The sequence below is a fragment of the Zoogloea sp. genome (assembly GCF_017302315.1).
Classification (GTDB): domain Bacteria; phylum Pseudomonadota; class Gammaproteobacteria; order Burkholderiales; family Rhodocyclaceae; genus Zoogloea.
This window is the reverse complement of sequence record NZ_JAFLDT010000091.1, coordinates 1-14287: the sequence shown is the minus strand read 5'-3', so window position 1 is coordinate 14287 and position 14287 is coordinate 1. Positions and strand designations below refer to the sequence as shown.

Below are 14287 nucleotides of genomic sequence, written 5' to 3'. Positions count from 1 at the left end.
GCTTCCTGACCTGCCAGCCGCGCAGCTGGAACACCCGCTGCACCGTGTTCTTGTTGAACCCCAGCAGGTGGGCCACCGTCCGGTAGCCAAAGGACGGGTTGTCCTCGATCATCGCTTTGATCGGTTCGGCAAAGCGGGGCTGCACCTTCGGTGGGGCCTTCACCGACTGGTAGTAGAACGTCCGACGGGGCACTTCAAACCACCGGCATAGCTGACTGATCGAGACGACGATCCCTTCTTCCTTGAGTCCCTGGCGGATCGTCTCGATCACTTCTCGTCCTCGCCCAGCAGGGACTGCAATTTTTTTCGGGCACGCAGCTCCAGCATCGCTTCCCCGTAGGTTTCCTGCAGTTGCTTGATCTGCTTCTCGTACTGCTCCCGGATGTCCAGCGGGTTGGCACGCAGCGCGTTCTCCATGCCCCGCTTCGCCTCGTCGATCCAGGTCTCAATCTCGGAAGGGGGCAGATCATAAGAACGGCTGGCCTCCGCCACCGTCGTCTTCCCCTGCAGGATTTCCATCACCAACGCGCTCTTGCGCTTGGCTGTCCAGCGTTTGATTTCGTCTTCCATGGCCATGCTCATGTGTCGTTCCTTTCAAGGTTAACACCTGAGCAGGGTTTTACTGGGTCAATACAGGCGGAGCCAAAATCAATCTGCAGTTGCTGCCCCGGGGCCGTTTCGAAACGCACTGTCGCCCGCGCCTGGGCCGCCCATTCCGCTCGGTAGCCCAGGCAGGCACGCTCTACCGTGCGCAGGCTCACCGACACGCCCTGCTGCCGTTGCAGTTCCTGCCGCACCACGTCGCAGTTGCCGCGGTGTTGTGCAAACTGAACCTGTAGCCACGTTGCCAGGCCTGCCAACTTCCCTTCCCGGGCCGGCGAGCGATACGGCACATAGCCACCCGCCGCCACGTAGCGTTTCACCGTATTGCGCGCAACCCCCAGTTCCCGCGCAATCCGCTTCGTGCCCCACCCCAACCGCGCCAACGCCAACATCTGCGCTACGGCTTCCGGCTCCTGCATACGTTCTCTCCTGCTGACTCGCAGGCCCGGATACTGCTCTCTTACTGCCTTCATGACTCGTCTTGGTAGGCGTCCGGGGGGGCAATTTAGTGTGTCGTCTGACACGCGGGCCAGGCGCTGGAGATGATCGGCACACTGTATGCCGTGGAGCAGCACATCCGTGAGGCCCGGCTCGTCGGTGAGGCGCGCCGGGCGTATCGGCTCGCGCACGCCAAGCCCGTGCTCGGCCAGTTCTTCGCCTGGATTGATGCCCAGTTTGACACCCAGGGCTTATTGCCCAGCTCCCCGCTCACCACCGCCATGGCCTATGTGCGGGAGCGCCTTGCCGCCCTTGAGGTGTATCTGACCGACCTCGACGTGCCAATCGACACCAATCACCTGGAGCGTGCCTTGCGCGTGGTGCTGATGGGGCGCCGCAACTGGCTCTTCTGCTGGACCGAGGTCGGGGCAAAATATGGGGGCATTGCCCAAAGCCTGATCGCCACCTGCCGCCTGCACGACATTGACCCCTATATCTATCTGGTCGACGTCCTCCAGCGCGTCGGCCAACACCCGGCCGCCGACGTGGCCCAGCTCACACCGAGGCTGTGGAAGCAGCACTTCGCGGACAATCCCTTGTGATCTGATCTCTTTGAGGTTTCGTGGTAGGCGAACGCTGGGGAGTTACCGCTTACGCGTGCAAGGCACCCAGCGTTTCAACGGCTGCGGTTGCGCTGGCCAACGGCCTCAATGCCAACCTTGTTCGGCGCTGGGTACTTGAGAGCGATCTGGCTCATAAGAGCGCAACTCGGGCTGCATCCTTGCCGCAATTCGACGCCGAAGCCCTGACCGCCATGGCCCCGGATGAATGGCGTGCGCTCACCGCTCAACTGCTTGCCCGCATCGAGCAAGATGCCCAGCGCGCTGAACAGGCCAGCCAGGCCATTGCGCTGCGAGACGCCAAGATCGACAAACTCAGCTTTGAGCTGGCCGAACTGCGGCGCATTTGCTTTGGCGTGAAGAGCGAACAGCTCGATGCCCAGCAGCGCCCCTTGTTTGAAGAAGCCGTTCGGGCCGACATCGCCGCCCTGGAAGAGGAACTCGCCGAGCTGCAGGCCCGCACCCCACCCACCGAGGCCGCCGCCCAACGCACGCCCAAGCGCCAGGCACTGCCCCCAGAGCTGCCCCGCACCGAGATCGGCCACGAACCCGACGCCACCACCTGCACCTGTGGCTGCCAAATGAAACGCATCGGCGAGGATGTGGCCGAGAAGCTTGACTACACCTCGGGCATCTTCACGGTCGAGCACATGTGCGCGGCAAGTGGGTCTGCCGCGCCTGCGAGCGCCTGGTGCAGGCCTCCGTGCCGGCTGAGGTCATCGACAAAGGCCTCCCCACTGCAGGCCTGTTGGCCCACGTGCTGGTGGCCAAGTACGCCGATCACTTGCCGCTGTACCGGCAGGAAGCCATCTTTGCCCGGGCTGGGTTTGGCATTGCGCGTTCCACCCTGGCTTCTTGGGTGGGCGTGTGCGGCGTTCGGCTGCAACCCCTCGTGGATGCCCTGAAGGCCGAACTCCTGAACTGCGCCGTGCTGCACGCCGACGAGACCCCGGTGGCCCCCCTGCCCCCGGCACGGGCAAGACCCATCGCTCATACCTGTGGGTCTATGCCACGGGCGAGTTCGACGCCCTCAAGGCAGTGGTGTATGACTTCACCCCCAGCCGGGCCGGTGAGCATGCGCGTCGCTTCCTCGGGGGCTGGCAAGGCAGCCTGGTGTGCGACGACTTTGCCGGCGACAAGGCCTTCTTCGCTCAAGGGATGATTGAGGTAGGCTGCATGGCTCATGTGCGGTGTAAGTTTGTGGAGCTGCATCTGGCCAAGAAGAGCCACATCGCGGCCGCGCCGCTGGCGCTGATCGGCCAACTGTACGATATCGAGCGGGAACTCAAGGACAAGCCCCCTGCAACCCGCCTGGCACAATGGCAAGCTCGGGCCGCACCGCTGGCCGCCAAGCTGCACGAGTGGCTCGTCCTGCACCGAATCAAGTTGCCTAACTGCACTGTGATCGCCAAGGCCATCGATGACAGCTTGAATCGCTGGGTAGCGCTGACGCGCTACCTGGCCGATCCGGCCTTGCCCATCGACAACAACCACGATGAGCAGCAAATCAGGCCGTGGGCGACAGGCCGAAAGAACTGGCTGGTTGCCGGAACACAGCTGGCAGACCAGCGCGCACCAGCCGTGATGAGCCTGATCAATTCGGCCCGCATGAACGGGCATGACCCCTATGCCTATCTGAAAGATATCCTCACCCGCTTGCGCATCCACAAAGCGAGCCGGATCGAGGAACTGCTGCCCCATTGCTGGCAGCCTGAAAACGCCACCGTCTGAGCATCCGCATTCACGTCAAGGGTGAGTTGGCTGGACGCTTACGGTCAATACAGGGATGCGCCGTAGAAGTCTCATGGCAACAAAAAGCCCGCGCTGCGGAGGCAGAACGGGCTGTTTGTTGCCAGTCGGGTGACGCCGGGGCGTCACCGTTCCGCGAGGGCTTGCCTGATTAGGCAGCCTTCTTGGAGGACTTGGCGGGAGCGGAGGTGCTGACGGCCTTGACGGTGGCGCTGGTGGCGGCGGCAACGTTGGCTTCGGCGATCTCTGCGACTTGCTTGGCGGCCTTGGTCACGCTGTCGTAGGCGGAATTGGCGGCGGCAATGGCAGACTTGACAGCAGCCACGGCAACGTCAGAACCGGCGGGAGCGGACTTGGCGGCCTTGTCCAGAGCGGCGGCGAAGGTCTTGTTGGCTTCGGCAACTTGAGCTTCGAACAGCTTGGACACTTCTTCCTGGGTTTGGGAAGCGATTTCGTAGATGCTGCGGGAGTAGGCAACAGCCTTCTCGACCATCGGCTGAGCCAGGGAGGTTTGCAGGGAGATCAGTTCCTGCACGTCCTTGGCGCCAAGCAGGGCCTTGGTGGAGGCAACGCTGTCTTCGAGCACGGCGCGGGCGGTGTTCAGGTTCAGGGCGGCGATGCGCTCGGCGCTGGCGAACGCAGTGTTGGCCAGGGTCAGCAGGGTTTCAACATTGGCCTTGTTGGCGGCGACGATTTGCTCGGGGGTGGTCATGACAATCTCCTTGAGTGAATTAACGAATTACTGTCGGGGTTATGCAATGCCCCTGATTGGTGCGTTGCAACATGTAATCCATTATATGCACGCGAAGAGTGCTGTCAACAGTTTTTTGCTGCGCCGCACAAAAAACTTCCGAATTCGTAACGTACTTGAAAAATATAGGTTTTTCCTGCTTCCGTGGCGGGAGGTGAGCATCCGCCGGAGATCAAGGCGTGACGCGGTTCTCGGCCCGGAAGAGGGTGGCCGTGAGGCATCAGGGGGAGGCCGACGCGTCCTTCTTCTTGGGTTGAATTGTGACCTGGACGCGACCCTGCTGGCTCGGTACGGTGGTGGCGTTGGGGCCGTTGGTGACGAGATAGGTTTCGGTGATGCCGTTGAACTGGATGTACTGGCCACGTACCTCGTCGGCGCCGCTGCGCACCCTCGCGCGCTGGAAGAACTGGGAGAGCTCACTGCGGGCATCGTGCTCGATGCGCTCACCTTCGCCTTCCACCCACTCGTTCTTGCCTTCGCGCTTTTGGCGGAAGCGGGCCAGCCCGCCCTCGCCGCTGGTGGCGACACCGCGCTGATAGCCTTCGGCATCCTGACTGACGACAAGTTTGTCGCTGCGGATGGTAAGGGTGCCCTGAGTGAGTACCACGTGGCCTTCAAAAATGTGGATCTTGTTCTTGTCGTCCACGGTAACTCGGTCGGCCTCGATGTTTACCGGCTTGCTGCGGTCAGCCCTTTCCGCATGGGCGAGGGGCGCCAAGGCCAGAAGGACAAAGAGGGCGGATTGCCGGAGTGATGGTTTCATGGTTTCGGCGTCGGGGTGTATCGATAGAGAGTGCCGCGGACCAGACCTTGAAGGCGGATGTTGCCGACGATGTTGTCACTTTCCATGCGTTCAGCAGCGATCACCGTTTTACCCTGAGTGAGCGTGACGGGGGCGTCGCTACGCATTCTTTCGTCGTCCGGCCAGACGGTCATGCGTTCAGTGCGGAGTGTGGCCTCGGGCTTGCCAGGCTGGGCGGCTCGCTTGAGGAATACGTTGTCGGTGAGCACGACCGTTTCACCGTCCTTGCTTACGGTGGCAAAGTCAGACTCCATGCGTACCGGCTCGGGCCGGTTGAGGTAGTCGAGGCGTGGGCGGATGAGTTCGGTACTCTCATCGTCGCCATAGTGGATCATGCGGTCGGCCACCAGGATGTATTGGGTTTTGCCACTGAGATCGTAGCGCCGCAGGGTGAGCTTGTCGGCGGTGAAGTCGGGCTCGTGGAGGCTCTTGTCGACTTTCACCGTTTCATCTTGACGCGTTATCCGGTCGAGCCAGACGCTGACACCGGCGAGCAGGATCAGGACGATAACCGGAAAGAGGCTGTGGCCGCGGCTATTCATGGCACCCAGTCAGATGACTTTGGCAAGCATGAGATCGTGATGGTTGAGGGCGCCGACGAGTCGTCCCTCCGGATCGGCCACCAGAAGCTGGCTGATACGTAATCTTTCCATCATTTCAGCGGCCTCTACAGCCAGTGCGCTGGCCTGAATCGTGCAGGGGCCACGCTTCATCACATCGGCAACTCGGGCGGTGGAGAAGTTGCAGCCGCTTGCCAGGGAACGGCGCAGATCACCGTCTGTGTAGATGCCTATGATTTGATCGTTCTCCCCGACGATGGCCGTCATGCCCATGCCCGCGCGGGTCATTTCCATCAGGGCCTCAACGAGCAGCGCGTCTTCGCCGACCCGTGGGAGGGCGTTGCCCCTGCGCATCACATCAAAGACGTGGGTCAGCAGACGCCGGCCAAGGGCTCCGCCCGGGTGCGAGCGCGCAAAGTCATCGGGGCCGAAGCCACGGGCGTCGAGCAGCGCCACGGCGAGCGCATCGGTGAGGGCCAGGGCCGCGGTGGTACTGGCTGTGGGTGCAAGGTTGAGGGGGCAGGCCTCCTCACGTACCGCACCGTTGAGATGTACGTCGGCCTCGCGGGCCAGGGGGGAGTCCGGATTTCCGGTCAGGGCGATCAGGCGCGCTCCCTGGCGCTTGACCAGGGGCACGATCTTGAGGAGCTCTTCGCTGCTGCCCGAGTAGGAGATGGCCACCAACACGTCGTCGGCGGTGATCATGCCCAGGTCGCCGTGGGCCGCTTCGGCGGCGTGCACGAAGTAGGCTGGAGTGCCGGTACTGGCCAGGGTGGCGGCAAATTTGCGTCCGATGTGCCCCGTCTTGCCAATGCCCGAGACGATGACCCGGCCCTTGGAGGCAAGGATCATATCCACCGCTTGGGTGAAGGTTTCGTCTAGCCGCTCCGCGAGTGTCTGCACTGCTTCGGCCTCGACGATCAGCACGCGCCGAGCGAGAGCGATAACGCGGGCATGGGCAGCGGCAATCGGGGCTGAGCTCATGGTTGACGTAGGTATAATCAGGCACCGGAGTATATCAGAACGACCATTCGGCCCGTCCGGCGGGCCTGCTGCCTATGCATACCTTCGAGCTCGTTCTCGTTCTCCTTGCCGGTGCCGTGCTGGTGGTGGGGATCTTCCGATCCCTCAACCTGCCGCCCGTACTCGGCTACCTGATGGTGGGGGCCGCGGTGGGCCCGCACGCGATGAATCTCATGCCCGACACGGGCGGCGCTCGCTACCTGGCGGAGTTCGGCGTGGTATTCCTGATGTTCACCATCGGGCTGGAGTTTTCCTTGCCTCGTCTCTACAGCATGAAGCGCATTGTATTCGGGCTGGGGTCGATGCAGGTGCTGGGTTGCATCGTTGTGGTGACGCTGGTCGGCGCATTGGCAGGGTTGGGCTGGGGGCCAAGCTTTGCCTTGGGTGGCACCCTTGCCATGTCGTCCACGGCGATCATTTCCAAGCTGCTGTCCGACCGTCTGGAATTGGATTCGAGGCACGGTCGGGAGACCATTGGGGTCTTGTTGTTCCAGGATCTGGCGGTGGTGCCACTGCTGATCCTCATCCCGGCCCTGTCCAAGCCCGCCGAGGAAATGCTGACGACACTCGCCCTGGCGACGGTGAAGGCCGTTGTAATGCTGGGGCTCGTGCTCTTCCTCGGCCAGAAGGTGATGCGCCGCTGGTTTTTCGAGGTTGCGCGGCAGCGCTCGGCCGAGCTGTTCATGCTCAATGTGCTGTTCATCACCCTCGGGTTGGCATGGCTCACGGAGAGTGCGGGCCTGTCCCTGGCCCTCGGTGCCTTCCTGGCCGGCATGTTGATCTCCGAGACGGAATACCGCTACCACGTGGAAGAGGACATCAAGCCTTTCCGCGACGTGCTGTTGGGGCTTTTCTTTGTAACGGTGGGGATGTTTCTGGATGTGGGGCAGATCATCCTGAGCTTGCCTGCCGTGCTCGCCATGCTGGGGGCGCTGCTGCTGGTCAAGTTTCTGCTCGCCGGGGTGGCGTCGCGCGTGATGGGCAGTCCGCAGGGTACGGCTGCCCGCACCGGCTTGTGGCTGTGCGCTGGCGGGGAGTTCGGCTTCGTGCTGTTGAGCCAGATTGATGCCGCCCGCCTGCTGCCGCCGGCTCTCTCTCAGGTGATCGTGGCTGCCCTGGTACTGTCCATGCTGCTGGCACCATTGATCGTGCAGTACAGCGAAAAGCTGGTGCTGCGCCTGGTGCCGTCCGAGTGGATGAGTCGCTCCCTGCAGCTCACCAACATCGCCACCCAGTCGATGTTCGTCGATAAACACGCCATCCTGTGCGGTTTTGGTCGCAACGGGCAGTATCTCGGGCGGCTGCTTGAGCAGGAGGGCATTACCTACATCGCCCTTGATCTGGATCCGGAACGGGTACGCGAAGCGGCGGCGGCCGGAGAAACCGTCGTCTTTGGTGATGCGGCCAAGCGCGAAACCCTGATGGCCGCCGGCATTTCCCGCGCTTCCGTGGTGGTGGTTACCTATGCCGATACGGACGCGGCCCTGCGCGCAATGAGCCAGATCCGGGCCTGTCGGCCGGATGTGCCGGTGGTGGTGCGTACTGCCGATGAAGTGGATCTGGATAAGCTTCGTCAGGCCGGTGCTGCCGAGGTGGTGCCCGAGGCGGTGGAGTCGTCCCTGATGCTTGCTTCCCACGCCCTCGCCCTGCTCGGCGTACCGATGCCGCGCATTCTCAAGCGCATTCGCGAGGTGCGTGCCGAACGCTATCACCTGTTACGTGGTCTTTACCGGGGCGGGGATCATCTCCATGAGGAAGCTATCGAAGAGCGTCAGCAGCCACGCCTGCATTCTGTTGTGATGGCCGCTGGTGCCCATGCGATCGGGCATACCTTGGAAGAGCTGCGTCTGCGCGAAACCGGAGTTGAGGTCAGCGCCGTCCGCCGTCAGCGTATCCGTGTCGTAGACCCCACTCCGGAGACCCGGATCGAACTGGACGATGTCCTGGTGCTGCTGGGTACTCCCTCCCAACTGGCTTCCGCCGAAAGTCGCCTTTTCAAGGGCCTCTAGGAGGGTGTGGGCGACCGGGCTTGTCCCCGCGACCGTTCGTGTCCTGAGCCCGCGTGCTTCCCGGGCTAGGTATTCAGAATGCGGCACACACGGTGTAGATGCCGCTATCCACCAGATCGGTCTGGTTGATGGCGGCGCCGTTGGCTGCGCCTCCGGGAAGCAGGCGGACGGAGCCACTGGCGGGGAGGCCGTCGTCCATGGCGATGTCAATCTGCCGGGCGAAGTTGCCGGCCAGATTGTCCTGGCAGATGAAGAAGGTGCCTGCCCAGCCGGCAATGGGTGGGGTGCCGGTGACGCCGATGCGGCCGCCGACGGCATTGCGGGGCAGCCAGTCCTGGATGACGATGCCGTCGCCCGCCGGGCTGCGGCCGTCACCCGTGGCCAGGTTGGCGAGGCGCACGTGCTGCCAGAACAGGACCGATTCATCGGTGGGGGTGGTGGAGTTCCACAGGCCCTCGATACGCCCATTGCCCACGTTGCCTCCGGTACTGGCGCGGATGGCGCCAGCGAGGCGGTTGGCAACGCCCGGGTCGTCACCGGGCATGGCACGAAAACGATCCTGGTAGCTGAAAAGGTAGGTGGAGGTGGAGCGGAAGTCGCTGACCACACTCTTCACTTTGGCGCTGTTGATGAGTTCCTGGCCTTTGAGTACGCCGCCGAGGAGCAGCCCGATGATGACCAGGACCACGGCGATCTCGACCAGGGTGAAGCCGCGCTGCGAAGTATGCATTTTTGACCCCAATGGAATACAAGTGAGGTTGATATTAATGCATTTGGCATAGTCTTGGCGCGCAGAGAACTCCTGCGCCAGCGCGCTCCATTGGCGAGCGAGTCGTCAGTGCAGGGTTTCGGGGCGTTCGGGGGCCTGGACATCCAGCCAAACGTCGCTGCCGTCCTCGCTTTCACGGATCTGCAGACCGAAGGTGGCAAAGGCGGCCTGGACGTCGCGACGCAGGGGGATGTCGGCCAGCTCGCCGGGGCCGATGGCATGGCCGGCGGCCAGGTGCTGGGCAGTGGTGAGCCAGATGGGCGACAGGAAGGAGTCGGCGACAAGCTCGTGCATCTCGGCGCTGACCGCCTTGAGGGGCTGGCCGAGGCCGTCCAGGTAGCCCTGAACATGGGCGACGGCCTGCATCAGGTGGGCGATGCGGCCGAGGCTCTTGGCGAAGAGATCGTCCAGATCCTGCGCGGCGTAGTAGAGGGTGATCTCTTCCTGCATGCCGTCGGGGAGGGCCTGGAGGAGGGCCGCCAGGTGGTTGAGGAGCAGGTCGGAGTCGGCCGGTACAGACCAGGCGCTGCGCCGGTTGATGCGGTATTCCTGCCACATGGCAGCGACAATCGGCGCCAGGGCGCGGGCCAGAGGTGCATCGCTGCTATCGGGCACCGGCGCCCGGGAGTCGTGCAAGCGCCAGCATTCCTTGTGCAGGTGATGGATCAGGCGGGCGATCTCGGCACCGTCGCCGGAGAGGATCTGCCACAGCTTGCTGCCGTCGAAGAGCAGGGCCAGCCCGCCTTCGTCGGAGACGATGCGCGACAGGTGCTCGGCGCCCGCCGGGGCAACACCGAACTTCTGCTCGGTGGCGGCCAGGTCGTCCGCGATGACGATGCGCGACAGGGCGACCAGGTCGAGGTCTTCGTCGCGGGCCTGGATGCGTTCGAGCAGGGCCTCGATGACCTGGCGGAGGGTGTGGGCGTTGGCCGTGGAGGTGGGGCCGTCGAAATCGATGTGCATGGTTGAAAAGCGTGGGGCCGGGTTTATTCCTCGACGTGGCGAAGGGACAGGTCGATGGCGCGCACGTCCTTGGTCAGGCTGCCGATGGAGATGCGGTCGACGCCCGTTTCGGCGATGGCGCGCACCCGTTCCAGGTTGACGCCACCGGAGGCTTCAAGCTCGGCCCGACCCTTGTTGATGGCAACGGCGTCGCGCATCTGGGCGAGGTCCATGTTGTCCAGCAGAATCATTTTGGCGCCGGCGGCCAAGGCTTCCTCGAGCTGGGCGAGGTCTTCGACTTCGACTTCGATGAAGACGTTGGATGGGGCGAAGGACTTGGCCTGCTCGATCACCGCCTTGATGCTACCGGCGGAGATAATGTGGTTTTCCTTGATCAGGATGCCGTCGTAGAGGCCGATGCGGTGGTTGGTGCCGCCACCGACCTTGACCGCGTATTTTTGAGCCAGACGCAGGCCGGGCAGGGTCTTGCGGGTGTCGACGATTTTGGCCTTGGTGCCGGCCACGGCCTGCACGAAGGTGGCCGTGAGGGTGGCGGTGCCGGAGAGGAGCTGGACGAAGTTGAGGGCGGTGCGCTCGGCGGTGAGCAGGGCACGGGCAGAGGCGTCCACCTCGCACAGTAGCTGGCCGGGCTTGATGCGCTCGCCGTCGCGGGCATGCCAGATCACGGAGGCGGAGGGTTCGAGAGCGGCGAAGGCGGCGTCGAACCAGGCGGTGCCGCACAGCACGGCGTCCTCGCGGGTGATCACGCGGCCCCGGGCGTTGCGGCTGGCCGGCACAAGGCGGGCGGTGAGGTCGCCCGTACCGATGTCTTCGGCCAGGGAAGCGGCCACGGAGCGCTGGACTTCAACGCGAAGCTGTTCTGCAAATTCCATCGGGAGTCACCTAAGATGTACCGGCCTGGAATTCTAACACTTGGGGGGGAGGCGTCATGACCGCGATGTTGGGTGTGCTGGAGGTCAGTCTTGGGGTGCTGATCGTGGTGGTGCTGGTGGGGGGGCTGATCTACTGGTACGTGCAGGACATCACCCAGAAGAAGCATGCCATTCTGCGCAACTACCCGCTGATAGGCCATTTGCGTTACTTTTTCGAGCAGCTTGGCGAGTATTTCAGGCAGTACTTCTTTCTGGGGGATCGGGAGGAGATGCCCTTCAACCGGGCCACCCGCGGTTGGGTCTATCGGTTGGCCAAGAACGAGGGGGGCGTGGTGGGCTTCGGCTCCACCTACGATCTGCACCACCCGGGGGCGCTGATCTTTGTGAATTCGGGCTTCCCGGTGCTGGAAGAGGACCAGGCCCCCACGCCGCCCCTGGCTATCGGTGAGGGCTATGCGGCGCAGCCCTTCGTCGCCCGTTCCATCGTCAACATCAGTGGCATGAGCTATGGCGCCCTGTCGCGCCCGGCGGTTCTGGCCCTGTCGAAGGGGGCGGCCGAGGCCGGCTGCTGGATGGGCACGGGCGAAGGTGGGCTGGCGCCGGCCCACCTGGAAGGGGGCGCCGACATCGTCATGCAGATCGGCACGGCCAAATACGGTGTGCGCGATGCCCAGGGAGAGCTTTCGAACGCGCGCCTGCGCGAGCTTGCCGCCCATCCGGCCGTCAAGGCCTTCGAGATCAAGCTCTCCCAGGGGGCCAAGCCGGGCAAGGGCGGGGTGCTGCCGGCCAGCAAGGTGACGCCGGAGATCGCCGCCATCCGCGGGATTCCGGTGGGGGTCGATTCCATCAGCCCCAACCGGCACCGGGACATCGCCAACGTCAATGAGCTGCTCGACATGATCGTGCGGGTGCGCAGCGTGACCGGCAAGCCGGTGGGCATCAAGACGGCCATCGGCGGGCGGCGTTTCCTGCATGAGCTGTGCGAGGCGATCCTGCGCCGGGGGCTCGACACGGCGCCGGACTTCATCGCCGTGGACGGCGGCGAGGGCGGCTCGGGGGCGGCGCCCCAGGCCCTGGCCGACCACATGGCCCTGTCCATCGACGAGGCCCTGCCGCGGGTAGTGGATACGTTGATCGAGTTCGGCCTGCGCGAGCGCATCCGCGTGGTGGCCGCCGGCAAGCTGGTGACCTCGGCGCGGGTGGCCTGGGCCCTGGCCTGCGGCGCCGATTTTGTGAATACGGCGCGGGGTTTCATGTTCTCCCTTGGCTGCGTGCAGGCCATGCGCTGCCACCAGAATAGCTGCCCGACCGGCATCACCACCCACAACCCCAAGCTGCAGCGCGGCCTGGTGGTGGAGGAGAAGTACCTGCGGGTGGCCAACTACGCCCGCAATCTAAACAAAGAAATTGACATGATTGCCCATGCGTGTGGGCTCCAGCATGCGCGGGAGTTCCGCCGTGAGCATGTGCGTCTGGTTCAGTCGGGTGGTCGTAGCGAAGCCTTCAACATGCTTTATCCCTATCCGGAGCCCTTCGACGGCGTCCAGGGCGGGCACGGCGGGCTGGTCTGAGGCGGCAGTTCCTGCCGGGGGGCTGTGGTGCGGGGGGCGTCATACCTTGCGCGTCGCGGCCCGGACCGTCCGTTGCCGCCGGCAGATTTTTCCGGAAAGGGGCCGCGGACCCTGGCCGATGTCCGCCGGCTGCTTCGGAACGCGGATTTTGGACGCATCCCCTTAACTGGACTTTACCCGTCTTAACGCCTGTTAACGGCAAGATCGCCGCTTTTCGGCCGCTAAATTGCTACATGAAAGGTCCGGAGGCTCCACCCGCCTGCCGGCCCGGATCGACCGGCGGGTTCTCCGGTCTTGCATGTAGAGGATTGCATCATGGTCAGCAGCATTGGCAGTAACAGCATGGCTTCCATGGCGGGCTTGTCCCGCCACGACCCGAGCCGGATGGCGAGCAATGTCTTCTCGAAGCTCGACACCAAGGGTCAGGGCTACATTGAGGAGAGTGACCTGCAGTCGGCGTTCAGCCAGATCGGTAGCACCTCCTCCAGCAGCACCGAGAACGATAGCGCCGCCCTGTTCAAGGCGCTGGATGGGGACAGCGACGGCAAGGTGACGGAGAGCGAGTTCTCCAGTAGCCTGCAGAAGCTCGCCGACGCCCTGGACAGCCAGGCCTTCGGCAGCCGAATGGCCGGCGCCATGCCCCCACCCCCGCCGCCGCCTGAAGGTGATGACGCGGGCTTCACCCAGGAAGAGCTGAGCAGCCAGCTGGAGGAGATTGGCTCGACGGACAGCCAGCGCTCCGAGCTGATCTCCAAGGTGGTGGAGAACTTTGAAGCCGCCGATGCCAACGGCGACGGCAAGGTGAGCGCGTCGGAGGCGATGGCCTATGAGCGGGAGAGCGCAAGCACCAGCGACAGCGCCACCGCCAGCACATCGTCGTCCGACAGCTCCACCACGGATGCCGCCCTGGCCCAACGCCTGATGGACCTGATGCGTGCCTACAGCGGTGACGAAGGCCGCCATCGCGGGAGCGTCGCCGTCAGCGCCTGATCCGGCGGGGGGAGGTCGAGTGAACCTACTTTCCTCGGTTGTTCTCTCTGAAACAGACACAAACCCATCGCGGACGCGGGTTTGCTCTCCACTGGCCGGACCACCCGATGGGTGAAGCCGAAGGGGTTTATCCGTAGCTGGCGTCCAGGCCGCGCATGCCGGCGCCGCTGCGCAGGTGCGCGGTGTCGAGGAAGCCGTAGCCCTCAGCCCCGACGGTGTGCAGGCGGCGCAGGATGCGCCCGAGATCGGCGGCGATCGCTGCGCGGTCGATGGCGAGATCGCGCAGGGTCGAGCCGGGGACCAGCTCCATCAGCTGCCAGCGCAGGCCGGCGCAGGGCTCCGCCACGGTGCGCAGGACGTGCGGAACCGGCACGCCGACCGCCCGTGCCGCCGCCATCGCCGCGTCCTCGGCCAGCATGTAGTCGTCGCCGGTGGCGTCGGCGGCGGCGCGGAAGAGCAGTTCCTGGCCCGCGCAGCGCACGCGGTAGGCGAAGTGGTCGCCGGCGCAGCGCATGGGGGTCACCGTCTCGGCGTCCTGCCCGAGGACCTCGCGGCAGGCGGCACGGG

13 protein-coding genes and 3 pseudogenes are annotated in these 14287 nt (G+C 64.2%); 5 read left to right on the top strand and 11 right to left on the bottom strand.

What is annotated here, in order from left to right:
* The 3 genes and pseudogenes from J0L98_RS18775 to J0L98_RS18765 all read right to left on the bottom strand — a co-directional run.
* Positions 1 to 271 (bottom strand): annotated as a pseudogene (locus J0L98_RS18775) (IS3 family transposase); the annotation flags it as partial.
* Positions 268 to 582, bottom strand: a complete 315-nt coding sequence (locus tag J0L98_RS18770) for a transposase (protein ID WP_296413448.1) — start codon at positions 580 to 582, stop codon at positions 268 to 270. The pseudogene J0L98_RS18775 and the gene J0L98_RS18770, both read right to left, overlap by 4 nt.
* A complete protein-coding gene (locus J0L98_RS18765) occupies positions 579 to 1022 on the bottom strand; it encodes a helix-turn-helix domain-containing protein (protein WP_296413447.1) in 444 nt (147 codons plus the stop codon). Before J0L98_RS18765 ends, J0L98_RS18770 begins: the two co-directional genes overlap by 4 nt.
* 105 nt (positions 1023 to 1127) lie before the next feature.
* Between J0L98_RS18765 and J0L98_RS18760 the strand changes: the two are divergent.
* Positions 1128 to 1643, top strand: a pseudogene (locus tag J0L98_RS18760) (transposase); the annotation flags it as partial.
* Between the two features lie 212 nt (positions 1644 to 1855).
* A pseudogene (locus J0L98_RS18755) lies at positions 1856 to 3392 on the top strand (IS66 family transposase).
* A gap of 169 nt (positions 3393 to 3561) precedes the next feature.
* On the opposite strand, the gene phaP reads toward J0L98_RS18755, so the two are convergent.
* The 4 genes from phaP to J0L98_RS18735 all read right to left on the bottom strand — a co-directional run bounded on the left by phaP (position 3562) and on the right by J0L98_RS18735 (position 6507).
* Positions 3562 to 4122 carry a TIGR01841 family phasin gene (gene phaP, locus J0L98_RS18750; protein ID WP_296405259.1) on the bottom strand — a complete coding sequence of 187 codons (561 nt, stop codon included), beginning with the start codon at positions 4120 to 4122 and terminating at the stop codon, positions 3562 to 3564.
* 259 nt (positions 4123 to 4381) lie between these two features.
* Positions 4382 to 4924: a lipopolysaccharide transport periplasmic protein LptA gene (lptA, locus tag J0L98_RS18745; protein ID WP_296413446.1), complete on the bottom strand. Its 543-nt coding sequence runs from the start codon at positions 4922 to 4924 to the stop codon at positions 4382 to 4384.
* On the bottom strand, positions 4921 to 5505 hold the full coding sequence (lptC, locus tag J0L98_RS18740; RefSeq protein ID WP_296413445.1) for an LPS export ABC transporter periplasmic protein LptC: 585 nt from the start codon (positions 5503 to 5505) through the stop codon (positions 4921 to 4923). The genes lptA and lptC overlap by 4 nt, the downstream gene beginning before the upstream one ends.
* A 9-nt stretch (positions 5506 to 5514) precedes the next feature.
* Positions 5515 to 6507, bottom strand: coding sequence for a KpsF/GutQ family sugar-phosphate isomerase (locus J0L98_RS18735; protein ID WP_296413444.1), 993 nt, complete (start codon positions 6505 to 6507; stop codon positions 5515 to 5517).
* Positions 6508 to 6581: 74 nt separating this feature from the next.
* Here J0L98_RS18735 and J0L98_RS18730 point away from each other — a divergent pair, with 74 nt between their 5' ends.
* Positions 6582 to 8555, top strand: a complete 1974-nt coding sequence (locus J0L98_RS18730; RefSeq protein WP_296413443.1) for a monovalent cation:proton antiporter family protein — start codon at positions 6582 to 6584, stop codon at positions 8553 to 8555.
* A gap of 73 nt (positions 8556 to 8628) precedes the next feature.
* Here J0L98_RS18730 and J0L98_RS18725 read toward each other — a convergent pair whose 3' ends face one another.
* The 3 genes from J0L98_RS18725 to nadC form a co-directional block, all read right to left on the bottom strand.
* Complete coding sequence (locus J0L98_RS18725; RefSeq protein ID WP_296413442.1) at positions 8629 to 9285, bottom strand: prepilin-type N-terminal cleavage/methylation domain-containing protein; 657 nt, start codon at positions 9283 to 9285, stop codon at positions 8629 to 8631.
* Positions 9286 to 9390: 105 nt separating this feature from the next.
* Positions 9391 to 10287, bottom strand: a complete 897-nt coding sequence (locus J0L98_RS18720; protein ID WP_296413441.1) for a hypothetical protein — start codon at positions 10285 to 10287, stop codon at positions 9391 to 9393.
* Positions 10288 to 10310: 23 nt separating this feature from the next.
* The gene (gene nadC, locus J0L98_RS18715) at positions 10311 to 11159 is read right to left on the bottom strand and encodes a carboxylating nicotinate-nucleotide diphosphorylase (RefSeq protein WP_296413440.1); all 849 of its coding nucleotides are present in this window, start codon (positions 11157 to 11159) and stop codon (positions 10311 to 10313) included.
* Positions 11160 to 11215: 56 nt separating this feature from the next.
* Between nadC and J0L98_RS18710 the strand changes: the two genes are divergently transcribed.
* Positions 11216 to 12730 carry an FMN-binding glutamate synthase family protein gene (locus J0L98_RS18710; protein ID WP_296413439.1) on the top strand — a complete coding sequence of 505 codons (1515 nt, stop codon included), beginning with the start codon at positions 11216 to 11218 and terminating at the stop codon, positions 12728 to 12730.
* Positions 12731 to 13045: 315 nt separating this feature from the next.
* Positions 13046 to 13720 (top strand): EF-hand domain-containing protein, encoded by a 675-nt coding sequence (locus tag J0L98_RS18705; RefSeq protein WP_296413438.1) that lies wholly within the window; start codon positions 13046 to 13048, stop codon positions 13718 to 13720.
* Positions 13721 to 13847: 127 nt separating this feature from the next.
* On the opposite strand, the gene J0L98_RS18700 is transcribed toward J0L98_RS18705, so the two are convergent.
* A partial coding sequence (locus J0L98_RS18700; RefSeq protein ID WP_296413437.1) for a phosphotransferase occupies positions 13848 to 14287 on the bottom strand: 440 nt, incomplete at its 5' end.